19 protein-coding genes and 1 rRNA gene are annotated in these 24,816 nt (G+C 52.0%); 10 read left to right on the forward strand and 10 right to left on the reverse strand.

Features of this window, described 5'->3' with window-relative positions; genetic code table 11:
• Positions 1–2: 2 nt before the first annotated feature.
• From dnaA to G462_RS0113380, 5 genes are all read left to right on the forward strand, one after another.
• Positions 3–1,415 carry a chromosomal replication initiator protein DnaA gene (gene dnaA / locus G462_RS0113360; RefSeq protein WP_026959437.1) on the forward strand — a complete coding sequence of 471 codons (1,413 nt, stop codon included), beginning with the start codon at positions 3–5 and terminating at the stop codon, positions 1,413–1,415.
• Positions 1,416–1,435: 20 nt separating this feature from the next.
• The gene (gene dnaN, locus G462_RS0113365; protein ID WP_026959438.1) at positions 1,436–2,536 is read left to right on the forward strand and encodes a DNA polymerase III subunit beta; all 1,101 of its coding nucleotides are present in this window, start codon (positions 1,436–1,438) and stop codon (positions 2,534–2,536) included.
• Between the two features lie 7 nt (positions 2,537–2,543).
• Positions 2,544–3,611, forward strand: a complete 1,068-nt coding sequence (gene recF / locus G462_RS0113370; protein ID WP_026959439.1) for a DNA replication/repair protein RecF — start codon at positions 2,544–2,546, stop codon at positions 3,609–3,611.
• Between the two features lie 10 nt (positions 3,612–3,621).
• Entirely contained in the window at positions 3,622–6,039 is a 2,418-nt protein-coding gene (gyrB, locus tag G462_RS0113375; protein WP_026959440.1) for a DNA topoisomerase (ATP-hydrolyzing) subunit B, read from the forward strand.
• 234 nt (positions 6,040–6,273) lie between these two features.
• Positions 6,274–6,741, forward strand: coding sequence for an Hsp20 family protein (locus tag G462_RS0113380; RefSeq protein ID WP_026959441.1), 468 nt, complete (start codon positions 6,274–6,276; stop codon positions 6,739–6,741).
• 66 nt (positions 6,742–6,807) lie between these two features.
• Here the strand turns inward: G462_RS0113380 and G462_RS0113385 are convergent, their stop codons facing one another.
• From G462_RS0113385 to fadB, 10 genes are all read right to left on the reverse strand, one after another.
• Positions 6,808–8,052 (reverse strand): valine--pyruvate transaminase, encoded by a 1,245-nt coding sequence (locus G462_RS0113385; protein WP_026959442.1) that lies wholly within the window; start codon positions 8,050–8,052, stop codon positions 6,808–6,810.
• Positions 8,053–8,152: 100 nt separating this feature from the next.
• Positions 8,153–9,994 (reverse strand): alpha-amylase, encoded by a 1,842-nt coding sequence (locus tag G462_RS22825; RefSeq protein WP_051326744.1) that lies wholly within the window; start codon positions 9,992–9,994, stop codon positions 8,153–8,155.
• Positions 9,995–10,071: 77 nt separating this feature from the next.
• A complete protein-coding gene (locus tag G462_RS0113395) occupies positions 10,072–10,524 on the reverse strand; it encodes an early set domain-containing protein (RefSeq protein WP_026959443.1) in 453 nt (150 codons plus the stop codon).
• A 234-nt stretch (positions 10,525–10,758) separates the two neighbouring features.
• On the reverse strand, positions 10,759–12,837 hold the full coding sequence (glyS, locus tag G462_RS0113400; protein ID WP_026959444.1) for a glycine--tRNA ligase subunit beta: 2,079 nt from the start codon (positions 12,835–12,837) through the stop codon (positions 10,759–10,761).
• A gap of 11 nt (positions 12,838–12,848) precedes the next feature.
• On the reverse strand, positions 12,849–13,754 hold the full coding sequence (glyQ, locus tag G462_RS0113405; RefSeq protein WP_026959445.1) for a glycine--tRNA ligase subunit alpha: 906 nt from the start codon (positions 13,752–13,754) through the stop codon (positions 12,849–12,851).
• Positions 13,755–13,965: 211 nt separating this feature from the next.
• Positions 13,966–14,214, reverse strand: a complete 249-nt coding sequence (gene tusA / locus G462_RS0113410) for a sulfurtransferase TusA (RefSeq protein ID WP_026959446.1) — start codon at positions 14,212–14,214, stop codon at positions 13,966–13,968.
• Positions 14,215–14,309: 95 nt separating this feature from the next.
• Positions 14,310–15,683, reverse strand: a complete 1,374-nt coding sequence (locus tag G462_RS0113415; RefSeq protein WP_245579569.1) for an ATP-binding protein — start codon at positions 15,681–15,683, stop codon at positions 14,310–14,312.
• Between the two features lie 55 nt (positions 15,684–15,738).
• Positions 15,739–16,455, reverse strand: a complete 717-nt coding sequence (locus tag G462_RS0113420) for a response regulator (protein ID WP_026959448.1) — start codon at positions 16,453–16,455, stop codon at positions 15,739–15,741.
• A gap of 127 nt (positions 16,456–16,582) precedes the next feature.
• The gene (gene fadA, locus G462_RS0113425; RefSeq protein WP_026959449.1) at positions 16,583–17,746 is read right to left on the reverse strand and encodes an acetyl-CoA C-acyltransferase FadA; all 1,164 of its coding nucleotides are present in this window, start codon (positions 17,744–17,746) and stop codon (positions 16,583–16,585) included.
• A gap of 15 nt (positions 17,747–17,761) precedes the next feature.
• A complete protein-coding gene (gene fadB, locus G462_RS0113430; protein WP_026959450.1) occupies positions 17,762–19,912 on the reverse strand; it encodes a fatty acid oxidation complex subunit alpha FadB in 2,151 nt (716 codons plus the stop codon).
• Positions 19,913–20,173: 261 nt separating this feature from the next.
• On the opposite strand from fadB, the gene pepQ reads away from it, so the two are divergent.
• The 5 genes from pepQ to G462_RS0113455 all read left to right on the forward strand — a co-directional run.
• Complete coding sequence (gene pepQ / locus G462_RS0113435) at positions 20,174–21,493, forward strand: Xaa-Pro dipeptidase (protein ID WP_026959451.1); 1,320 nt, start codon at positions 20,174–20,176, stop codon at positions 21,491–21,493.
• Between the two features lie 2 nt (positions 21,494–21,495).
• The gene (locus G462_RS0113440) at positions 21,496–22,113 is read left to right on the forward strand and encodes a YigZ family protein (RefSeq protein ID WP_026959452.1); all 618 of its coding nucleotides are present in this window, start codon (positions 21,496–21,498) and stop codon (positions 22,111–22,113) included.
• 70 nt (positions 22,114–22,183) lie between these two features.
• Positions 22,184–23,641 carry a TrkH family potassium uptake protein gene (locus G462_RS0113445; protein ID WP_026959453.1) on the forward strand — a complete coding sequence of 486 codons (1,458 nt, stop codon included), beginning with the start codon at positions 22,184–22,186 and terminating at the stop codon, positions 23,639–23,641.
• Positions 23,642–23,643: 2 nt separating this feature from the next.
• Positions 23,644–24,177 (forward strand): menaquinone-dependent protoporphyrinogen IX dehydrogenase, encoded by a 534-nt coding sequence (gene hemG / locus G462_RS0113450; RefSeq protein ID WP_026959454.1) that lies wholly within the window; start codon positions 23,644–23,646, stop codon positions 24,175–24,177.
• A gap of 429 nt (positions 24,178–24,606) precedes the next feature.
• Positions 24,607–24,816: ribosomal RNA gene (locus tag G462_RS0113455) — 16S ribosomal RNA — on the forward strand; the annotation flags it as partial.

Here is a 24,816-nt window from a genome sequence, read left to right on the forward strand (position 1 = left end):
CAGTGAGTGGATCTCTTTGGCATCAAATCTTGGCTCGATTACAAGATGAATTGCCGGCAACAGAATTCAGTATGTGGATCCGCCCACTGCAAGTTGAGCAGAGTCAAGATTTGTTAGTGCTGTATGCACCAAACCGTTTTGTTCTCGATTGGGTAAAAGACAAATACGTCATTCGCGTTAACGCCTTGCTCGATGAGTTTTGTGGTAGCGACAAACCCTCTCTCCGTTTTGAAGTTGGCAGCCGCCCCTTAGGTGCCAAGCCGCAGATCAGTGGCGGCACAGTGCAAAGCCCGGCAAACTCACCAGCGCCTTCTCAGCCAAAAGATACCCCGTCTATCCAAGAAAAATCTTGGGATAAAGAGCCCGCAGTAAAGTCGGCGCTCGAGGCTAACCATCGCAACAACATAAATCAAACCTACCAGTTTGATAACTTTGTTGAAGGTAAATCGAACCAGCTGGCGCGTGCTGCGGCCACCCAGGTTGCCAATAACCCCGGCGGCGCATACAACCCCTTGTTTCTCTACGGTGGAACCGGCCTGGGTAAGACTCACTTGCTGCACGCGGTGGGTAACGGGATTATCGCCAACAAGCAGAATGCCAAAGTCGTTTACATGCACTCTGAGCGTTTTGTACAAGACATGGTGAAGGCGCTGCAAAACAACGCCATCGAAGACTTCAAGCGTTACTACCGCAGCGTTGATGCATTGCTTATCGATGACATCCAATTCTTCGCCAATAAAGAGCGCTCGCAGGAAGAGTTCTTCCATACCTTCAATGCGCTGCTTGAAGGCAACCAGCAAATCATCCTAACTAGCGACCGCTATCCGAAAGAGATTGATGGCGTGGAAGATCGCCTCAAAAGCCGCTTTGGGTGGGGGCTCACCGTAGCCATCGAGCCGCCCGAGCTGGAAACCCGGGTCGCAATTTTGATGACCAAGGCGCGTGAGAATAATATTCGTTTACCCGATGAAGTCGCGTTCTTCATTGCCAAACGCCTGCGCTCAAACGTGCGAGAGCTTGAAGGGGCATTGAACCGCGTGATCGCCAACGCCAACTTTACTGGCCGCGCCATTACCATCGATTTTGTCCGTGAGGCGCTGCGTGATTTGCTAGCTCTACAGGAGAAGCTGGTCACTGTGGATAACATCCAGAAGACCGTTGCTGAGTACTACAAGATTAAAGTGGCGGACTTGCTTTCGAAACGCCGCTCTCGCTCAGTGGCTCGACCGAGGCAGATTGCCATGGCGCTGGCCAAAGAGCTGACCAATCACAGTCTTCCAGAGATCGGTGATGCCTTTGGTGGTCGTGACCATACGACGGTGCTGCACGCCTGTCGTAAGATCAATCAGCTCAAAGAAGAGAGCCACGACATCAAAGAAGATTACCAAAACCTCATTCGAACCTTGTCATCTTAATAGAGGCAGTTGCTTAGACTATGCAATTTACTATCAATCGTGAATCGTTGTTAAAACCCCTTCAGCAGGTCAGTGCTGCACTTGGTGGACGACCGACTATTCCCATTTTAGGTAACGTGCTGTTAGTTATTCGCGACAACTGTTTAGCGATGACCGGGACAGATATGGAGGTGGAGCTTCGCGCTTCTATCCAGCTTGAGCAGACTTGCGTAGAAGGCGAGGTAACGGTGCCGGCGAAGAAGTTTGTCGATATCTGCCGTGGTCTACCCGACGGTTGTGAGATTGCCTGTAAGGCAGAGGATAACCGTTTGGTACTGCGCTCGGGTCGTAGTCGTTTCTCTTTGGCAACCTTAGCCGCCAGTGACTTCCCGATGGTTGATGATTGGGACGTGCTGCAAGAGATCGCTTTGTCGCAAGGTCAGCTTCGTTCGCTCATTGAGAGCACGCAGTTTTCTATGGCCAGCCAGGACGTACGTTACTACCTAAACGGTATGCTGTTCGAAACCTCGGAGAGCGGCCTTAAAACCGTATCTACCGATGGGCATCGTTTAGCACTCTCTGAGCTTAAAACTGAGCAAGCGCTCACGCCTCAGCAAGTGATCGTACCGCGTAAAGGCGTGATGGAGCTATCGCGCATGCTCGATAGTGAAGATGCCAACGTCCTACTGCAAATTGGCGCCAACAACATCCGTGCTAGCGTTGAGGGCTTCACCTTCACCAGTAAGCTGGTAGATGGCCGTTTCCCTGATTATCGTCGGGTGATCCCTAATGCCAGCGACAAGTTGCTCACTTCTGGCAGGGAAGAGCTGCGTCAAGCATTTTCGCGTGCGGCGATCCTGTCGAATGAGAAGTTCCGTGGTGTTCGTCTTCAGGCTGAAAACAACACCCTGCGGATCACCGCCAATAACCCAGAGCAGGAAGAGGCGGAAGAGATCCTAGATGTCGACTATAACGGTGAAGCTATCGAGATTGGCTTCAACGTGGTGTATGTGTTGGACGTTCTCAACACTTTAAAGTGCGACCAGATCCGCCTGAGTATGAGCGACAGCAACAGCAGCGCATTGATTGAGGATGCAGATTCTCAAGATGCGATGTATGTGGTTATGCCGATGAGATTGTAATCGGACGATGCAACTCGAACTGTTGCGTTTGGTTAAGTTTAGAAACTTAAACCAAGCAGAGCTTGCCTTGCACCCACGTCTTAACATCATTGTCGGTGACAACGGTAGCGGCAAGACAAGCATCTTGGAAGCGGTACATTTTCTTGGGCTGGGCCGCTCGTTCAGAACCAATCGACCCAGCAAAGTGGTCCAGCACGAGCATGAAGAGTTTGTAGTATTCGCCGAAGTCGGCGGGCACAAAGTAGGGCTTAAGAAGACCCGAGGGGGTGATACCGTCTTAAAGCTAGATGGTGAAACCCTACAAGGGCAGGCAAGTATTAGCGCAAGCTTGCCGATGCAGTTGTTACAACCCAATGGCTATGGGATTGTTGACGGCAGCCCTAAAGAGCGCCGTGCGTTTCTGGATTGGGGAGTGTTCCACGTGGAACAACGGTACTACCCAGTTTGGCAAAACCTACGTCGTTTGTTGAAGCAACGAAATGCGCTGTTAAAAACTGCACGCAGTTATGCAGACCTCGCTCCTTGGGATAAACAGTTTTGCGAACTAAGTATTTCCACTGCGCAGATGCGCGAAGAGTACTTGCAACGACTGCACCCTTATCTTGAGGAGATGCTTAAGATGTTTTTGCCCGAGTATGTGTTTCACGTGGAACACTTTCGTGGCTGGGATAAAAAGTCAGAGTTAAGTGCCTTGCTTGAGCGCAGCTTTGACAGAGATAAACACATGGGCTTCACACAGTATGGTGCCCATAAAGCTGACCTTAGATTGAAACTTGATAAGCGTAATGCTCAGGATGTGGTTTCACGAGGGCAGCTAAAGTTATTAGTATGCGGGCTCAAATTGGCCCAAGGTAAGCTCAACTACCAAGAGCTGAGCAAGCGAACCATTTATCTAGTCGACGACTTTGCAGCGGAGTTAGACAAGCTCAAGCGCACACTGCTAGCAAAGCAGCTGATGCAAACTGAAGCTCAAGTGTTTGTGACTGCAATCGAACAGAACCAACTAGATGGATTTGATTTAACAGAATGCGGGGTGTTCCACGTGGAACACGGCAGCGTTCGAAACGAAAACTAGAGAGTTAAACATGGCTGAAAACGAATACGGTTCTTCCAGTATTAAGGTACTGAAGGGACTAGATGCAGTAAGAAAGCGTCCTGGTATGTACATCGGCGATACTGACGATGGCACCGGCCTACACCATATGGTATTCGAGGTGGTAGATAACTCCATCGACGAAGCCTTGGCTGGGCACTGTAAAGACATCGTTGTGACCATCCATGCCGATGGTTCGGTTTCGGTTTCGGATGATGGCCGTGGTGTTCCGGTTGATATTCACCCCGAAGAAGGTGTGTCTGCTGCTGAGGTAATTCTCACCGTACTGCACGCCGGTGGTAAATTCGACGATAACTCTTACAAAGTATCGGGTGGTTTGCACGGTGTAGGTGTTTCGGTAGTAAACGCACTGTCAGAAAAACTGAAGCTGACGGTTCGCCGCCAAGGCCATGTTCACGAACAGACTTACCACCATGGCGAGCCTAAAGAGCCACTAAAGGTCGTAGGTGATACCCAGCAGACCGGTACCTCTTTGCGTTTCTGGCCAAGTGCCGAAACCTTCTCAGATACCAATTTCCACTATGACATCTTAGCGAAACGTCTGCGCGAACTGTCATTCTTGAACTCTGGCGTGTCCATCATTCTCAAAGATGAGCGTGACGACAAGCAAGACCACTTTATGTATGAAGGTGGTATTCAGGCTTTCGTAAACTACCTAAACAAGAACAAGACGCCTATCCATGATGGCGCCTTCCACTTCTCCACAGAACGAGAAGATGGCATTGCAGTTGAAGTATCGATGCAGTGGAATGATGGTTTCCAGGAATCCATCTACTGTTTTACCAACAACATTCCACAGCGCGACGGTGGTACTCACCTTGCTGGCTTCCGTGCGGCGCTAACGCGTACCTTGAACTCCTACATGGATAAAGAAGGTATCAACAAGAAAGAAAAGGGCAACACCTCGGGCGATGATGCCCGTGAAGGTCTGACTGCTGTTATCTCGGTGAAAGTACCGGATCCGAAGTTCTCTTCTCAAACCAAAGACAAGCTGGTTTCGTCTGAGGTTAAGTCGGCGGTAGAACAAGCGATGGGCGAGCGCCTGTCTGAATTCCTGTTGGAGCACCCGCAAGACGCCAAGATCATTACCCAGAAGATTATTGATGCAGCACGCGCCCGTGAAGCGGCGCGAAAAGCGCGTGAGATGACTCGCCGTAAAGGCGCGTTGGATCTGGCAGGCCTACCCGGTAAGTTGGCTGACTGCCAAGAGAAAGACCCGGCGCTTTCTGAACTGTACATAGTGGAGGGTGACTCTGCAGGCGGTAGTGCCAAGCAGGCCCGTAATCGTAAGAACCAAGCAATTTTGCCGCTAAAAGGTAAGATCTTGAACGTCGAGAAGGCGCGCTTCGACAAGATGCTGTCTTCGCAAGAAGTGGCAACACTGATTACCGCTTTGGGCTGTGGCATTGGCCGCGACGAGTATGACCCAGAGAAAACCCGCTACCACAACATCATTATCATGACCGATGCTGACGTCGACGGCTCGCACATTCGTACGCTGCTGTTGACCTTCTTCTATCGTCAAATGCCAGAGATCATCGAACGCGGTTACGTGTACATCGCTCAGCCTCCTCTTTACAAAGTGAAAAAAGGTAAGCAAGAGCGCTACGTGAAAGATGAAGAAGCGTTGACTGAGTATCTGACCACCATTGCGCTTGATAACGCTGGCTTGCATGTTAACCCTGATGCCCCAGCAATTTCTGGTGCACAACTTGAGTCACTGGTAGTGAAGTACCGCAAGGTATGGAAGAATAACGAACGTCTGTCGCGTCGTTACCCGATTGCGCTACTGAGCCAGATGCTCTATCAAGGTAAGCTTGCCGAGGATGAGCTCAACGATGAGCAGAAAGTGAAGCAGTGGGCAGAGCAGTTGATCGCACCGGTGAATGAGCAGCTACCAAGCGGCAACTTCTACGCAGTTGAAGTGGTTAAGCATGAAGAGCGTGATATCTTCTTCCCTCAGGTAGTGCTGCGCCAACATGGTGTTGAGCACAACTACACCTTTGATCCGGAGTTCTTCGCCTCTAAGGACTACCTGGAGATCTGCGAACTACACGAAAGCCTGGACTCGCTAATCGAAGAGGGTGCTTACGTGAAGCGTGGTGAGAAGACCAAGCCTGTGAATGGCTTCGAGCAAGCGCTGAACTGGCTAATGGCCGAGTCGCGTCGCGGTCTATATATCCAACGCTATAAAGGTCTGGGTGAAATGAACCCTGAGCAGCTTTGGGAGACTACCATGGACCCAGAAGTGCGTCGTATGCTGAAGGTGACCATCGAAGATGCAATTGCTTGTGACCAGTTGTTCACCACCTTGATGGGCGACCAAGTAGAACCTCGCCGTGCATTTATTGAAGAGAATGCGCTGAATGTTGAAAACTTGGACGTATAGATGGCGCTAGTCAACTAAAGCTCAACTGGCTAAATGAAATAAACCTGCACCTGTGTGCAGGTTTTTTTTATGGGCGAACACTTGAAACTGAGTTTGGGCATCTCCATATAGTTAAACAGGTGAGGGACAACAGTCATCACCGCCGGCTAAGTCCAACAGGATTAGCCACGTTATCCGGACGCCAGCTTACTGGGTCCAACAATTTAATTTATTGCTCAAATGAGGATAAACACTATGCGTAATCAATACGACTTTTCACCCCTGTACCGTACTGCTATTGGCTTCGACCGTCTGGCTTCACTGCTTGAGTCTGCCAGCAGCAACAGTGCACAGAGCCAAGGTTACCCTCCTTACAATATCGAAGCTGTTGATGAGAACCACTACCGCATCACCATTGCTGTAGCAGGTTTTAGCGAACAGGAGCTAACCATTACCTCTCAAGACAATGCCTTACTGGTCAAAGGTGTGAAAGAGAAGGGTGAGGCGAAGGTGAACTACCTGCATCAAGGGATTGCAGAACGTGGCTTTGAACGCCGCTATCAACTCGCCGACCATGTGAAGGTTAAGTCGGCCGCTTTGGTAAATGGCCTGCTCAACATCGATCTTGAGCGTGAGATCCCAGAAGCCCTGAAGCCAAAGAATATCCCAATCAGCTCTGGTCACTCAGAAACCATCGAGCATCTGAGTAAGCAAGCGAGCTAATCACTCCAAGCTAAGTTAAAAAAAGGCGCTGATGCGCCTTTTTTGATCGTCAATTAGCGCTGCGAGTTAATCGGGAAGCAGAGGATTAACGGTCTCGGCCAAGATGGCAATCGCGCGATCAACCACCTCTGTTTTCGCGGCATAGTTAAGGCGGATGCACTGCTGTGTATGTGGCCAGGTTTTGTCGATGCCCGGGAAGAAATAGCTACCGGGTACAATCAACAGCCCTCTTTCCTTAAGCCGTTCATAGAGCATTTGTGAGCTTATCGCTAAGTCTTCAAACCATAACCACAGAAACATGGCTCCTTCGGGCTTATGAATTCGGAAGTGCGTTGAGGGGATCGCTTGTTGCAGCGCTTGCAGAGTACGCTGCGCCCGTTGTTGATAGAAGGGCGCTATGACTTCCTTACTTAACGACAATAGCGAACCATCTTCAATCATTAGGCGTGCAATGGCGGGCCCTATCCCCCCGGGGGCGAGGTTGATAATACCGCTTAGATTACCCATTGCAGCGATGATGCCGGGATTCGCAATTACAATACCGCAGCGCGTGCCGGGCAGGCCGAGCTTAGAAAGGCTTAGGCATAGAATGGTATTGTCATTCCAAAAGGGCGTTGCGTCACTAAACACGATACTCGGGAAGGGCAAGCCATAGGCATTGTCGATCAGTAACGGAATCTGGTGCGCTCTGGCTAGCTCATCCAGTTTGGCCAACTCATCATCGGTAATGACATTACCGGTGGGGTTGGTGGGGCGAGACACGCAGATAAGCCCAATATCATCGTCGATACTCAGTTGGTCAAAATCGATGTGATACTTAAACTGTCGCTCGGGCAGGTATTCGATGGTTGGCTTGTAGGAGCAAAACAGGTCCTCTGTCAGACCACTATCCTCGTAGCCAATGTATTCAGGCGCTAAGGGGAACAACACTTTTTTGTGGCCGTTACTGCTTTCACCGGCGAAAAGATTAAACAGATAGAAAAAGGCACTTTGGCTGCCATTGGTTAGCGCTATGTTGTTGGCGGATAAGTCCCAGCCGAACTGATTTTTAAGTAGCGCAGCCAGGCTCTCGATAAAGGCTTGGTTGCCCTGTGGCGAGTCATAGTTGCAGAGCGCACTTAGCAATGAACCATCGCCGAGACCTTGATTGAGGTGTTTTGCAAATTCGCTTTTTAATGCTGGGATATCGGCCGGGTTGCCGCCGCCTAACATCAACATATTGTCGCCGGCGCGCAATCCTTCATCCAAGTCGGACATTAGCTGAGTGATTCCGGCGTGCTTAGTAAACTTTTCTCCGAATTTTGAGTACATCTTCCCCTCCTGATTGCCCCATACCTTAACAGCGTCAAAAAATAGCGGCAAACAAAAAGGCGAGCTAATGCTCGCCTTATCTTAGTGAGGGTCTAATCGGTCATTGCATACCGAAGTAGGCAACCACAACCTTGCTGTCTTCAGTGCTTCGTTCAAACACGTAAGGGCTGGTGCTTAGCTGCTTATGCGCACCGGCTGCTACTGCATGGTGGCGTTTACGGAAGTTAAGCACGGTTTGCCAATGCGCTAACACCTCTGCTTTATCTCCCTCTAGCTCATCCCAGTTCATAGGGGAGCGCGTTGCCTGATGACGGTCTGAACTGCGCGGTCCTTTGCTTCTGGCGCTCTCATCGCCATAAAACACCTGGATAGCACCCGGCAACAGCGCGAATGCGGTACCCAGTTGCTGATGCTGCTCTGGTGTTTTAGAGATGCTGCCATAGGCAAGTTTAGTGTCGTGTGAGGAAATATAAGAAAGAACTTGTTCCTCACGGCCACCTAATACATCGGCGTAACGCTGATAGGTGGACTGCATCTCCGCCAGGCACTCAACGCCCTTGTTGGCATCGTCTTCTTGGAAGCTGAAGTTGATCAGCGAGTCGAAGCCTTTAGCATAAAGCGGTGAATGGTTGATGCCTTGCCCCCAGAACTCGCCAGTCATCCAGAACGGATTGTCATCGAGCACCTTATCCGGGTTGGCTTGCTTCCACTCATCGAATGCATGGCTTGCTGCAAGTTTTAGCTCTAGCCACGCTTCAGGTTCCACGTGCTTCACGGTATCGGCACGGAAGCCGTCGATGCCATACTCACGCACCCAGTCGCTAAGCCAGGTTATCAGGTAGTCACGCACCGTTGCACCTGGTATCTCCACAGCCTTGGTATCAGGCTTGTTCTGATAGAAGTTGGGGAGGCCAACAGTGTCCAAGGACTCGGTTTTAAAGTCGGGCAGGTAGGCCAGCGACATGGTGAGATCGCTTGGACCGGGAGCAGGGTAGCCACTGATATCGGTTCGCACCCAATCTTTGCCCCACCAACGTTGCCACGCCTCGCGATCGCCATAATCGACATAGTCGTTAAAGCTATGCCAAGTCTCGCCCTTACCGGGACTCCAGTCGCTCCAGTTCTCTCCAAGGTATTGCTCGATACCGCCGTCGTATTCTTGGGTCGCGCCGAAGCCAAACTGCTGCATATCTGCCAGCGTGGCGTAACCGGTATGGTTCATCACGATATCCATTACCACGCGAATACCGCGCGCATGGGCGCTATCGACGAACTGACGAAACTCGTCTTCGGTCCCCATGTTTTGGTCCATCAGGGTGTAGTCTTGGACATAGTAGCCGTGATAACCATAGTGTTTAAAGTCGCCGCGCATACCGCCACCGACCCAGCCGCGGATCTGTTCATAGGGCGCGGTTATCCAGATAGCATCGATACCCAGCTCATCCAAGTAGTCTAGCTGGGTGGTGAGGCCCGCTATATCGCCACCGTGGAAGGTGCCAATCTCGTTCTTGCCGTCTTTGCTACGACCATAACTGTTATCGTTATCCGGATTGCCGTTGTAGAAGCGGTCAGTGATAACGAAGTACACGCTCGCGCTATCCCAACTAAACGCATCTGGAGTGTGAGACTCCGCCTCGAGTAGCACTAAGCCTTGGCTTTGCTCGGCTGGTATTAGTGTGACCTTGCCGTCGGTCACGGTTACAAGTTGCTGGCTATAGAAGTCGCGAAGCTGCTGACCCTCGTCAAAGCTGGAGGATACATCAATGGTGACGGGGCTGACGCCGTCCCACAACTGACAGGCCGCTGCGTTGGCATTAGCGAAAGAAGCTTCTGTGCTGCTCGCTGAGCTTGAAGAAGGGCTAGGTGTGCCAGAGCTAGCACAGGCGGCGATAGTCGCGCCAAGCGCTGCGCTAATCGCGATACGAAGAAGAGTATTCGACATAAGAACATCCGTTTACTTGCTGACAGAAATCGAAGAAAAAAAAAGCCCCAAGCGGGGCTTTGTGAGCGAGTGAGTGCTTACATCTCTTCTTTTTCGATGTAAACAACTGGGATCTCACCGGTCCAGTCTAGGAAGAAGCGGTATACGCCATCTTCTTCTGGAGTGAACTTGAAGTTGTCGAATGCAGAACACTGGTTCGCTTCACGACGTTCGCCTAGTGCGATATCGCCTTCGCCAGCGAGGAAGCCAATATTGGTACCACATTGCCAGGCTGCATCACCGAATTTCCACTCGTAAGGTTGGCCATCGGCAATCAGTGGCTCGTCTAGTGGAGAGGTTGCGCTCCACACGTTTTCTTGACCTTCAACAGGTTGCAGTTTGAACTGAGGCTCAGCATCCCACCAAGTAAATACACCACGTAGGTACACGTCACGAGGAAGCTTACCCGCTGAGTCACCTGAAGACGCACAACCCGCTGCAACAAGCGCGACCATTGCAAGCACACCTGCTCTGAATAAGTTCTTTAGCATAATCCTTTTCCTTTAATAGTTATTTCGTTATTCCATTGCCTTGAATGACAATTCATTACGTAATGAGATGAACTCATGCACTTTTATAGCCGAGGAAAACGAGGAAAAACGTGCCAAGCTCACAGTAAAAAACTGAAAAGGATTTCAACATTTCAGGGCAAAATGGAGATCTGTGAGGGGGATCAAAAAAGCCACCGAGCAAGGCAGGGTGGCTTTCAATGATACGCTGAGAAGTTATTGAATCAGCGAGATATCTGCAATTTCTAAGAACAGCGCGCGAAGTTGACTTAGCAGGGTCAAACGGTTGATCTTCACCGCTTCGTCATCGGCCATTACCATCACGTTGTCGAAGAAGGCATCCACTACCTCTCGTAGGCTAGCCAGCTTGGTCAGTGCTTGCTGATAGTCGGCTGCAGCCAATACTGGTGCTAGTTCTACCTGCAGGCCACTTAGTGCGGCATACAGCGCTTTCTCTTGCTCGCTTTCAAACAAGGCTTGGTCGACCTCTGGCTTAACGAAGTCAGGGTTTTTGGCCAAGATGTTTGATACACGCTTGTTAGCTGCAGCCAAGGCTTCAGCTTGCTCAAGTTCGCGGAACTGGGCAACTGCTTTGATGCGTTTCTCAATATCGATTGGGCGAGTCGGCTTGCGCTCGAGTACCGCTGAAATCACGCTGGCATCGATACCTTGTTCAAGGTAGCTGGCACGCAGACGCGCATAAACAAATTCGATTAGTTGCTGCTTAACCTTTTGTTGCTGTTCTTGACTTAGCTCAAGCGGTTGCAACAGTAGGGCGTTGGTGAACAACGTATCCAGATCCAAGGCAAAGCCTTTTTCAATGATGATACGCAGGATACCCAAGCTGGCACGACGCAGTGCAAATGGGTCTTTATCGCCTTTTGGCAGTTGGCCAATGGCGAAGATACCCACCAAGGTGTCGAGCTTGTCGGCAATCGCTACAGCGGCAGCAACGCCGGTTTCTGGCAGTTTGTCGCCAGAGAAGCGTGGCCAATACTGCTGGTTAAGCGCAGTGGCAACTTCTTCGTGCTCACCGTCGTGGCGCGCATAGTACATGCCCATCACACCTTGCACGTCTGGGAACTCCAGTACCATTTCACTGCCCAGATCAGTCTTAGACAGCAGCGCTGCGCGTTGTGCGTGCTGTACATCGGCATCGATCTCAGCAGCCAATTGAGAGGCTAGCTCGGCGATACGCTTGGACTTGTCCAGCATGGTGCCAAGTTTTTGCTGGAACACCACTTTACCCAGTGAGTCCAGGCGGTCTTCTAGCTTGGTCTTGCGGTCAGTGTTGAAGAAGAACTCGGCATCGGCCAAGCGCGGGGTGACCACCTTCTCGTTACCGGAGATAACTTGCTGAGGGTCTTTACTGACGATGTTCGATACAAAGATAAAGCGCGGCAGTAGTTGGCCTTGCTTGTCTAAAATCGGGAAGTACTTCTGGTTGTCCTTCATGGTGTAGATCAGCGCTTCGGCCGGTACATCCAAGAACTTCTCGGCGAAGCTACCGACCATGGCGACTGGCCACTCAACCAGTGAACATACTTCTTCCAGCAGATCTTCATCAATGTCGGCAACGCCGTTCTCGCGGGCCGCTTCAGCTTCGACTTGCTCGCGGATGATTTCTTTGCGGCGTTCGTAGTTTACGATCACTTTGCCGCGTTGATCCAGTTGCTGCTCGTAGTCTTGCGCGTGGTTCAATTCGAACTCTGCTTCACCCATAAAGCGGTGACCGCGAATGGTGCGAGCCGATTCAATGCCCAGCACTTCGCCTTTTACCAGCTTGTCGCCGTATAGCATGGTGATAGTGTGAACCGGACGGATAAACTGAGTGCTGTAAGCGCCCCAACGCATCGGTTTAGGGATAGGCAGTTTGGCCAGCGCATCGGCCACCAGTGAAGGCACCAAATCGTAAACGCTTTGACCTTTCACTTCGGCTTTGTGCAGCAGCCACTCACCTTTATCGGTAACCAGACGTTCCGCTTGCTCTACGGTGATGCCGTTAGAACGTGCCCACCCTTCAGCGGCCTTGGTGGCCTTACCTTCGGCATCGAAGGCGCTACTAACTGCTGGGCCGCGTTTTTCAACGATTTTATCCGGGGTCTGCTCGGCCATTTGGTCGATTAGTAGTGCCAGGCGGCGAGGGGCGGCGAACCACTTAATCTCGCCATAGGCCAGGCCAGCTTTCTCAGTGCCCGCTACAAAGTTGTCACGGAAGGCTTCTGCGAGTTTGCGCAGGGCTTTTGGTGGTAGCTCTTCGGTGCCAATCTCGACTAATAATTTATCTACGTTCATTACTCGCTACCTTATTTTTGTTTGTTGCACAGTGGGAAGCCCAGCTCTTCACGCGCAGCGTAGTAGCTTTCGGCAACTGCTTTAGCCAAGGTGCGAACACGCAGGATAAAGCGCTGACGCTCGGTAACCGAGATCGCGTGGCGGGCATCTAGCAGGTTAAAGGCATGCGATGCCTTCATTACTTGCTCGTAGGCAGGTAGCGGTAAGCCAGCTTCAATCAGTTTCTGGCTGTCTTTCTCACACTGATCGAACTGCTTAAACAGTGCATCGGTGTCGGCGTGTTCAAAGTTGTAGGTACTTTGCTCAACTTCGTTCTGATGGAATACATCGCCGTAGGTCACTTTACCCATTGGACCGTCGGTCCATACCAGGTCGTAGATGCTGTCTACGCCTTGGATGTACATCGCCAGACGCTCGAGGCCGTAGGTAATCTCACCGGTCACCGGCGCGCACTCTAGGCCACCCACTTGTTGGAAGTAAGTAAACTGGGTGATTTCCATACCGTTTAGCCAGATCTCCCAGCCCAGACCCCAGGCGCCCAACGTCGGGCTTTCCCAGTTGTCTTCAACGAAGCGGATATCATGAACTTCAGGGTTAATGCCCAGCTCGACCAACGAGCCCAGGTACAGCTCCTGGATGTTGTCGGGAGATGGCTTCATCACCACCTGAAATTGATAGTAGTGTTGCAAGCGGTTAGGGTTTTCCCCGTAACGACCGTCGGTTGGGCGGCGGCATGGCTGCACATAGGCCGAGCTCATTGGCTCTGGACCGATGGAGCGCAAAAAGGTTTGAGGGTGGAAGGTACCGGCGCCAACTTCCATGTCGAGAGGCTGCACGATGACACAGCCTTGACGAGCCCAATAATCCTGTAAGGCCAGGATCAGTCCCTGAAAGGTCTTAATATCGTATTTTTGCATGACAACTATCGCGCGTATGATTTAATCAATGGTTTAACTGACGGAGTATACCTCAGCTCTCCCTAAAGCCCTAGACTGTATGGCTTTTAAGCGGCGCTTTCAGACGAAAAAAACAGTGATTAATCGCGGCTTGGGCATCTGACAGCGGTTTTTCGCAAAGTCATCTGCCGAAGAGACCTACTTTGCTAGTAGAAGAGGTGCTGCAAGCGCCTTATTGGCCCTTGCGAATTAGGTACAAATAGGGGGATTGCTCGATCTGCTGTGCCACCAAGGTATGGTCCATAAAGCGGCAGAAACTGGCGATATCTCGGGTGGTGGAAGGGTCGTCGGCCTTAATACACAGCACTTGGCCTAGCTCCATCTGACGAATTGTCTTCCTTACCATCATCACCGGTTCTGGGCAGCGCAGGCCCATGGCGTCTAAGTGAAGATCAGCAGTGGAAAAATCAGTTTCGGTCATAACTATCGGTGGTTCTCTTTGAGTTATTCGGCTTAGTGGGTGCTTTTAGCATCTAGCGACAGCATACGCAAAAACCGCGTGTCTGTCGCGGCTGCTTAGTTGACATGGGGCAACTGCAGTTTGACCTCCAGACCGCCCTGGGGGAGGTTTTGCAAGGTAACATCGCCGCCGTGGGCATGGGCAATGTTGCGGGCAATGCCCAAGCCCAAGCCGCTGCCATCTTTGTCGGTAGCCAGCCGCACATAGGGGTTGAACACGTCCAAGTGATGCTGCTCAGGAATCCCCGGTCCGTGGTCAACGAACAGCAAACATAGCTCTTCATCATCGTCTAGCACATAGACTTCCACTTGTTTGCCGTACTTAATGCCGTTATCGATGAGGTTAGCAATGCAGCGCTTAATCGCTAATGGCTTACCGCGGTAAAACGCTTCGGTACTGCCTTTTACAACCACCTTACCTCGGTAGGGCTCAGTGATATGTTCCAGATGGCTCATGATGTCGATATCACTGAGGTTTTCATGGATATCGGTCTCTTTGACCGTCTGTAGGGCCCCTTTCGCCAAAAGCTCAAGGTCATCTAAATCTCGGTTGAACGCATCAATGGTGCGTTCGTCATCGAGCAGCTCAGCGCGCAGCCGTAAGCGAGTGATGGGGGTTTTTAAGTCGTGAGAGATGGAGCGAAACAGCAGTTCCCGATCTTCAATATAGCGTTTGAGCTTGCTCTGCATGCTATTGAAGGCGCGGGTCGCTTGGCAGATCTCATCGCTACCTTCCTCTTTTAAAGGCGGCTGGAACAGATCAATGGTGAGTGATGAAGCGGCTTTGGCCAATCGACGAAGTGGCCGGGTCTGACTGCGGATCAAGCTAAAGGTGAACAGCAGCAGGAAGGTGGTCATGATCCCCATAAACCATGCTAGCTCCTGACCAAAGTAGTTTTTGCTGAGCTCGAAATAGGGGGGCGGCAGGAGTGATACCACGGCGAGCCACTGTCCATTGGGCTGCTTGAGTTGCAATACAATCAGGCTGGGATCGGGGCGGTAGTCGTTAAATACTGTGGCCGACCAGATCGTGGGCAGGTTTAACTTTGGCCCATGGCGCATTTGGCGTGTTAGCTGATTATAGGGCATCACCCACAATGAGATATCCTTTGTGGCCGCCAACTCTTGCTGGAAGTCGCTCTCTAGTTGCTCGAGTAGGTCGAGCGAGTGGCGATTTTGCGGGCCGACTTGAAAGCTCAGCGGACTGTTTAGGGAGGTAAAACTGTACTGATTCCCACCCAAGCGGCGGCGTTGCTCAATGGTCTCTTGCTGCTGCTGTTCTGGTAGCTGCTGTAGTTGCTTGATGCTAGCGGAGATATCCTGAGCCAGATAGTGACTGCTCTCTAGCAAGGTGCGGCTATGGTATTGGCGCACCTGGAAGTACCACAAAAAACTACTTAGCGCTTGTGCCAACACAATCGCTACTAGCATTAGCACCAAGGTACGAGCTAGCAGCGAGCGAGGGAGTATCCGATTGGTCGTTTGCCTAAAGCTCATGACTGACTTGGGCCACCAACATATAGCCGACACCACGGATTGTGCGAATCAAACGTGGGCTCTTGCCATCGTCTTTCAGGCGCTGGCGCAGTCGGCTTATCTGCACATCGATACCGCGCTCCATCGGCAGGCTTTCTCGGCCACGAGTGGCATCGCTAATGGTGTCGCGATCCAGCGTTTGATTGGGGTTCTGCAAGAACAGCTGCAGCAAGCGGTAGTCATTGCTCGATAGCTCTAGGTTGTCTCCATCATCATGCAGCAGGTGTTGAGTTTGGGTATCCAAACGCCAGTTGCCAAAGCGAATATAGCGAGTCGCCTGCGCCGATGCACTAGCAGCTTGAGTGCGGCGCAACAGGGCTTTGATACGGGCCAGCAGCTCACGCGGGTTAAACGGCTTGCCGATATAGTCGTCGGCACCTAGCTCCAAGCCTACGATGCGGTCCATCTCATCAGAGTTGGCGGTCAACATGATAATCGGCACATTGGACTGTCGTCTGATCTTCTGACAAAGCGTAAAGCCATCATCACCGGGGAGCATGATATCGAGGATAATCAGCTCGGGATGATTATCCTCCAGCAGCTTTGACATCTCTTCACCGTCATTGGCGCTGATAACGCTGAACCCTGATTTACTCAGGTACTGCTCTAACAGGCTACGGATCTCCTGATCGTCATCGACTACCAGAAGCTGCTTGGTTTGGGTCATGGGCGTTGTTGCTGGATTTGATAAGTTTGAGCAAAGGATAACAAATTTCCATCATAGCCCAAAAAAACTTCGCTAAATTAGCAACAAGGGAGCCGAAGCTCCCTTTATTGATGTTTTTGTTGCTATTTTAAGGACGTTCAATCACCGTTGCGATGCCCTGACCAAGGCCAATACACATGGTTGCCAGGCCCAGTTTTGCATCATTGGCTTCCATCAAGTTGATTAGCGTGGTGGTGATACGCGCGCCCGAGCAGCCCAATGGGTGGCCAAGGGCAATGGCGCCGCCATTGAGGTTTACCTTGCTGTCGACCACTTCGCTTAGCCCTAGGTCTTTGACCACTGGCAGCGCCTGAGCGGCAAAGGCCTCGTTGAGCTCGAACAGGTCGATGTCGGCAACGGTTAAGCCGGCACGCTTAAGCGCCTTCTTCGACGCAGGTACCGGGCCGTAGCCCATGATGGAGGGGTCACAGCCGGCGATTGCCATTGATTTCACCCGTGCCCGGATGGTCAAACCGAGTTCCTTGGCTTTGTCTTCAGACATCACCAACAAGGCGGCGGCGCCGTCGGATAGGGCAGAAGAGCTTCCTGCGGTGACCTTGCCGTTGGCTGGGTCGAACACCGGGCGCAGTTGCGATAGCCCTTCTACGGTGGTTTCTGGGCGAATGACCTCATCATGCTCAATCAGGCAGCGGGCGCCGTCAGCGTCGTGACCTTCCACCGGGTAGATCTCCGCGCTAAAGCGGCCTTCGACAGTCGCTTGATGGGCACGCTGGTGCGAGCGAGCAGCAAACTCATCCATCTGTTGGCGCTCAATGCCATGCAGCTGCGACAGTAGCTCCGCGGTCATCCCCATCATTCCGGCGGCTTTGGCTACCGAGGTGGCCATGCCGGGGTGGAAGTCGACACCGTGATTCATCGGAACATGGCCCATATGCTCAACGCCACCGACGATAAACATATCGCCTTGGTCGGTCATAATCGCCCGGGCGGCATCATGCAGTGCTTGCATCGAAGAGCCACACAGCCGGTTAACGGTAACCGCGCCCACCTCATGGGGAATGCCGGCCAACAACGCGGCGTTACGGGCAACGTTAAAGCCTTGCTCCAGGGTTTGCTGTACACAGCCCCAATAAATGTCTTCGATCTCGCTGGGATTAACCTGCGGATTACGCTCCAGCAGGCCTTTCATCAGGCTGGCCGACAGATCTTCGGCGCGTACATGGCGGAAACAACCATTCTTTGAGCGTCCCATGGGGGTGCGAATGCAATCTACGATAACTGCGTTTTTCATAATAGTGACTCCCTGTTATTGCTCAAAGTAGCGTTCGCCAGCGGCGGCTTTGGCGCGCAAGCCATCGGTGACTTGGTAAAGTGGGCCGAGATCGGCATATTGATCGGCCAGTGCCACGTAGTTATCCAGTCCAATAGTGTCGAGATAGCGGAACACCCCTCCGCGGAATGGCGGGAAGCCAAGGCCATAGACCAGCGCCATATCGGCCTCAGCCGGGCTTTGTACGATGCCTTCTTCCAGACAGCGCACCACCTCATTAATCATTGGAATCATCATGCGAGCAATAATGCCGTCTTGGTCGAACTGTTGCTTGTTGCCAATCAGCCCTTCCAATAACTGATAAGACTCGGGGGCGGCGGACTTTTTCGGTTTACCGCGCTTGTCGGTGGTGTAGGCATAGAAACCAACGCCGTTTTTCTGGCCAAAACGCTCGGCTTGATACATCACATCAATGGCATCGGGTTTGTCTTTGCTCATACGCTCAGGGAAGCCTTTGGCCATTACCTCGGCGGCGTGGTGGCCGGTGTCGATACCGACTACGTCCAGCAGGTATGCCGGGCCCATTGGCCAGCCGAAGCGTTTCTCCATAACCTTGTCGACCTCAACAAAGTCGGCGCCATCTTCTAGCAAGCGGGCAAAGCCGAAGAAGTAGGGGAACAGAACCCGGTTAACAAAGAAGCCCGGGCAGTCATTGACCACCACCGGGGTCTTGCCCATTTTGGCAGCATAGGCCACCACGGTGTCTATGGTTTGCTGCGAGGTCTTCTCGCCACGGATCACCTCAACCAAGGGCATACGGTGCACCGGATTAAAGAAGTGCATGCCACAGAAGTTCTCTGGTCGTTGTAGGTTTTTCGCAAGCAAGCTAATCGGAATGGTAGAGGTATTGGAGGCGATAATCGCATCCTCACCCACCTGCTGCTCCACCTCGGCCAATACGCTGGCTTTGATCTTCGGATTCTCAACCACCGCCTCGACGACGATATCGCTGCTGGCAACGCTTTGGTAGTTAAGGGTAGGGGTAATGCTGGAAAGCACTTGGCCCATCTTCAAGCCATCGATGCGGCCGCGCTCGAGTTGCTTGTTCAGCAGCTTGGTCGCCTCCTGCATTCCCAGCGCTAGCGCATCTTGGTTGATATCTTTCATTACTGCCGGTACGCCACGGCTGGCACTTTGGTAGGCAATGCCGCCGCCCATAATGCCTGCACCCAACACTGCGGCTTGCGCAACATCGCTGGCTTGTTTGCTGCTTTGCTTAGCCAGGCCTTTGAGCATCTGGTCGTTAAGGAAGATGCCGACCAACGCTTGGGTTACATCCGATTTCGCTAGGCCGACAAAGTACTGGCCTTCCAGTTTTAGGGCTTCTTCACGATGGCAACGCGCAGCCTTCTCAATGGTTTTTACTGCAGTTAAAGGGGCTGGGTAGTGAGGGCCGGCTTTGGCGGCAACCATGCCCTTGGCGACGTTGAAGCTCATGGTCGCTTCGGTGCGATTGAGTTTAAGCGGAGAGAGCTTGGCGTTGCGTCGCGCCTGCCAATCTAGCTTGCCATCGATGGCTTGGCTGAGCATGCGTAGTGCACATTCGCGCAGTTTGTCTGAGTCGACAACGGCATCGACTACGCCGGTGCTTAGGCAGTCTTTGGCTTTAAAGTCGCGGCCGATGGTAATCCACTCCATCGCATTATCAGCACCAATGATCCGTGGCAGCCTTACTGTGCCACCAAAGCCGGGCATGATGCCTAGCTTGGTTTCCGGCAATCCGATGCGCGCGCTGCTGTCCGCCACCCGGATATCGGTAGACAGAATCAGTTCGCAGCCACCACCTAGGGCATAGCCTTGGATTGCGGTAACGGTTGGAACGGGCAGGTCTTCTAGTGCGTTGAATACGTCATTGGCTTTGACCAGCCAGCTTGCCAGCTCATCATCGGGCAGGGCGAACAGGCCGAGGAATTCAGTGATATCGGCGCCAACGATAAAGGCGCTCTTTGCTGAGCTTATCAGCAGGCCTTTGAGCTGCGTTTCTGCGCCCAGCGCCTCTAAGGCTTCACCAAGCGATAGCAGGGTGGCGGTATCGAGTTTGTTCACACTGCCGGCTGCATCGAAGCACAGCTCGGCGATGCCATCTTGCAAGTAGTCGACGCTCAGGTTTACACCTTGATAGATCATGCTACTTCTCCTTGTTTGCAACCGCCTCTAGCGGGCGGGTTTATGTAGGTACAGATGAAATGTTAATAAATTGCTAAAGCATTAAAACAAATATAACAAGCGATTTAAACGGTTGTTTGAATAATTTTTGTTAACTCTAGTTTACTCGGCTAACAAAGGGCTGCATCTGCGCAGTGTCGGGATTGTCGGGTTGGTTGGATTGCAATAGTTAAATCAATGATATGCTTAACGGAATGAACTATCAGATAGCAGAGGAAGGCTATGCTGACTATCGATCAAACTTATCAGCAACACCTAGAGACCCTTCAGCAGCGCGCCGAGGCGGTCATGGACCAACAGCAGCTAGATGCGCTGATTATCCATTCAGGCTACCCCTTACCGGTATTCTTGGACGACAACCACTATCCGTTTAAGGCGAACCCTCATTTTAAACACTGGTTGCCGCTGTGCGAGCATCCCCATTGTTGGTTGATCATTGTATCCGGCGCTAAGCCGGTGCTGGTGTATCACCAAAGCGACGATTACTGGCACAGCGACAAGCCGCTTGCTGGTGATTGGCTGTCCCACTTCGATGTGAAGATTATGCGTCAACCGCAAGATGTGGAGCCGTTTTTACCGGCCGGGCGCAATCGTTGCGCCTATCTTGGTGACCACCCAGAGCTGGCCGAAGCCCTTGCCATCGGCGAGCGCAATCCAGAAGCAGTATTGAACTACCTACATTATTACCGCAGCTACAAAACCGACTATGAAGTGGAGTGTATCTCCATGGCCAATGGTCGGGCGCTGCGGGCGCATACTGCCGCTAAGGAAGCATTCTATGCCGGTGCTTCGGAGTTTGAGATACACCTAGCCTATCTGTCGAGCCTAGGAGAGGGAGAGAACCAACTACCTTATCCCAATATTGTTGCGCTGAATGAGCATGCTGCGGTGCTGCACTACGATCGCCAGCTACCCCATGCGCTGCCTGAAGCCAAGCTACATTCCTTCTTATTGGATGCTGGCGCGCAGTATCGCGGTTATGCGGCAGATATCACCCGTACCTATGCCTATAGAAAAGGCGTGTTTGCCGAGTTAGTGGCGGAGATGGACAGCCTGCAGCAAAGCTTGGCGAATGCCATCGCGCCGGGCAAACGCTTCTTGGATCTGCATAACAAGACCCACCGCCTCGTTGCCAAGCTCTTGGTGGACTTTCAACTCATTCGCTGTGGCGCGAGTGCGGCGGTGGAGCAGGGGCTAACCCGCTACTTCTTCCCCCATGGCCTTGGGCATTTTCTTGGGCTGCAGGTGCACGATGTTGCGGGCTTTATGCAAGACCCACAGGGAACGCATTTGGCGGCACCTGATAATGCGCCATTCTTGCGCTGCACCCGGGTACTTGAGTCAAGCCAAGTGCTAACCATTGAACCGGGGCTGTACTTTATCGACAGCCTACTGGCTAAGCTGGCGGAATCAGAGTTTGCCGGCGAGGTGAACTGGGAGCAGGTGGACGAGCTACGTCGCTATGGCGGTATTCGTATTGAAGATAACGTGCTGGTCACCGACAATGGCGCGCGTAATCTGACCCGCGAACTAGAACACTGAGTATGAAACTTGATTATGCCATCCCTGCCCAAGGAGTGAGCTTCGAAGAGACCATCAAAAAGAGCCGATTTATCACCTTGCTGGCTCACGCTGCTGACCGCAAACAGGCCTATGCCTTTGTCGCCAATACCCGGCAGCAACACCCGGAGGCCCGTCATCACTGTTGGGCCTTTGTGGCTGGCGCCCCCACCGATAGCCAGTGTTTAGGCTTTAGCGACGATGGCGAACCCTCGGGTACGGCGGGCAAGCCGATACTGGCGCAGCTGCAAGGCAGTGGCGTGGGAGAGATCGTTGCCGTAGTGGTGCGCTATTCTGGCGGCATTAAGCTTGGCACCGGTGGCTTGGTAAAAGCCTATGGCGGCGGTGCTCAGCAAGCGTTAAAGCTGTTGGAAACAGAAACCAAGGTGGCGATGGAGCGAGTAATCCTCACCTTCGATTACAGTCACAGCGGCACGGTGGAGCGAATGTTAGAGCTACACCAAGGCGAAAAGTTCGCCAGCGACTTTGGCAATCAGGCGGTGTTTGAGGTTCAGGTGCCTTGCGCCAATGTGGCTGGATTTGAGCAGCAGTTGGTTGATGCCAGCAAAGGGGCTATCACCATTAAACGGGAGCAGCCGTGAGTTGTTCTCCTTTAGTAAATGCTTCAAGATACCCAACTATCTAAACCAATGAGTTATTTAAAGAGTTAGGATGCAAATCCGAGCGATTATCCGGATTGTGGGCCTGTTGGTGATGCTGTTTAGCTTCACCATGATCATCCCCGCACTGGTTGCTGCCGTGTATAAAGACGGCGCAGGTAAGGCCTTTATGGCCGCGTTTTCCCTATGTGTATGTGCCGGCTTTCTGCTGTGGTTCCCTCATCGCTATAAGAAGATGGAGCTCAAGGCGAAAGAGGGCTTCTTAATTGTGGTGTTGTTCTGGACGGTACTGGGCAGCGTGGGGGCAATGCCGTTTATCTTTGCCAGCCAGCCAGACCTCAGTGTCACCGACTCCTTCTTCGAATCCTTCTCTGGGCTGACCACCACCGGGGCGACCGTGATTGTCGGCATCGATGAGCTGCCGAAAGCAATCTTGTTTTATCGGCAGATGCTGCAGTGGCTCGGCGGGATGGGGATCATTGTATTGGCAGTGGCCATTCTGCCTATCTTAGGGGTAGGAGGAATGCAGCTCTACCGCGCCGAGATCCCGGGGCCGGTTAAAGATAAGAAGATGACCCCCCGAATAGCCGAAACCGCTAAGGTGCTGTGGTACATCTATCTGGCCCTCACGGTTATTTGTGCGCTGGCCTATTGGCTGGCCGGGATGAGTATGTTCGATGCCATCTGCCACTCCTTCTCAACCATCGCGATTGGTGGCTTCTCTACTTACGATGCCAGCTTGGGGCATTTTGATAGCTCGCTGATCAACACCATCTGTGCGGTGTTCCTGATTATCTCGGGGATTAATTTCTCGCTGCACTTTGCGGTGATTAATGGGCCAAGGCCAACTCTGCGCTACTATTTGATGGACCCTGAGTGCCGTGCGTTTTTAGGTATCCAGTTGGCACTTACCGCGGTGTGCGCACTGATCTTGGTGGGTAACCAGGTCTATGACTCCTATGGTTTAGCCATCGATCAGGCCTTCTTCCAAGCGGTGTCTATCTCGACCACTGCGGGCTTTACCACTTCCAGCTTCTCTGAGTGGCCGCTGTTTTTGCCCATCCTATTAGTATTCTCTTCGTTTATTGGTGGCTGCGCCGGCTCCACCGGTGGCGGTATGAAGGTAGTGCGGGTGCTACTGCTAAGCCTGCAAGGGATGCGTGAGCTAAAACGCTTAGTGCATCCGCGTGCGGTCTATCAAATCAAGATTGGCAATAAAGCATTGCCGGATCGCGTCATCGATGCGGTGTGGGGCTTCTTCTCTGCCTATGCATTGGTGTTTGTGCTTTGTATGCTGAGCTTGATTGCCTTTGGTATCGACGAGCTGACTGCCTTCTCGGCAGTGGTTGCCTGTTTGAACAACCTCGGCCCCGGTCTGGGTGACGTAGCCGTTCACTATGGGGAGTTGGCGGACAACGGAAAATGGGTATTGGTACTGGCCATGCTGTTTGGGCGTTTAGAAGTGTTTACCTTATTGGTGTTGTTTACGCCGGTATTTTGGAAGAGTTAGTTATGAAGCTATTAGTGGTGTACTCGAGCTGTGATGGACAGACCTTAAAGATTGCTAAACATATAGTAGGCAAACTGCGCACCTCGTTCGAGCAGGTAAACTACGTCAACTTGGCAGATATGCCGGTAGAGCAAGTCCAGCTGGCAGGCTATGACAAGGTGATTATTGGCGCATCGATCCGCTATGGTAAGTTTCGCCCTCATCTATACGACTTTCTTTCCCAGTACCGCGAAGTATTGGCAACGCTGCCCTGCGTATTCTTTGGCGTATGTCTAACTGCGCGCAAAGCCGAGAAGGCGACGCCCGAAACCAACCTCTATATGAAGAAGCTAAAACTGAATGCGGTGTGGCTCCCTGAACACCAAGCGGTGTTTGCTGGGGCTCTTTTGTACTCTCGCTACAACTGGTGGCAGACTCGCTTGATTCAGCTGATTATGAAAATCACCGGCGGAAGCACCGATACCTCTAAAGATATTGAGCTTACCGACTGGGCCAAAGTCGATGAGTTTGCGCTGAAGGTAGAAAAACTCAGCTGATTTGGTGTTTTATTCGCCTATACTGGCCGGTTTTGTTGTTTTTTTCTGCGGTTAAACCATTGAGAAGCAAAAAAGCCGATTTTCTTCAAAAAAACGCTTGCGCAAAAGAATCCGATCCCTATAATGCACCTCCGCTGACAGGGCAAACGCCCACGGTTAGCAAGGCGTCAACACCACGTGTTACGCCGGGTGAGCTAGGATTCACCGGCTTGAAAAAGTTTTTAAAAAAACCTTTGACAGCCACTGAGAAATCCTTAGAATGCGCACCTCGCTTCGGGGCAAAACATAGCAACGAAGCAACGTTCTTTAACAAGTTATCAAGCAATCTGTGTGGGCACTCACGAGATGTGAAGCGACAAAAAAATTCGCTTCAAATTATCCTGAGTGAACACTACGTTAATTCAGTGATTTATTTGAGCAAACAACTTTTATTTGAAGAGTTTGATCATGGCTCAGATTGAACGCTGGCGGCAGGCTTAACACATGCAAGTCGAGCGGAAACGACACTAACAATCCTTCGGGTGCGTTATTGGGCGTCGAGCGGCGGACGGGTGAGTAATGCTTGGGAATATGGCTTTACGTGGGGGACAACAGTTGGAAACGACTGCTAATACCGCATAATGTCTTCGGACCAAAGGA

This window comes from Aliagarivorans taiwanensis DSM 22990, assembly GCF_000429505.1.
GTDB lineage: Bacteria > Pseudomonadota > Gammaproteobacteria > Enterobacterales > Celerinatantimonadaceae > Aliagarivorans > Aliagarivorans taiwanensis.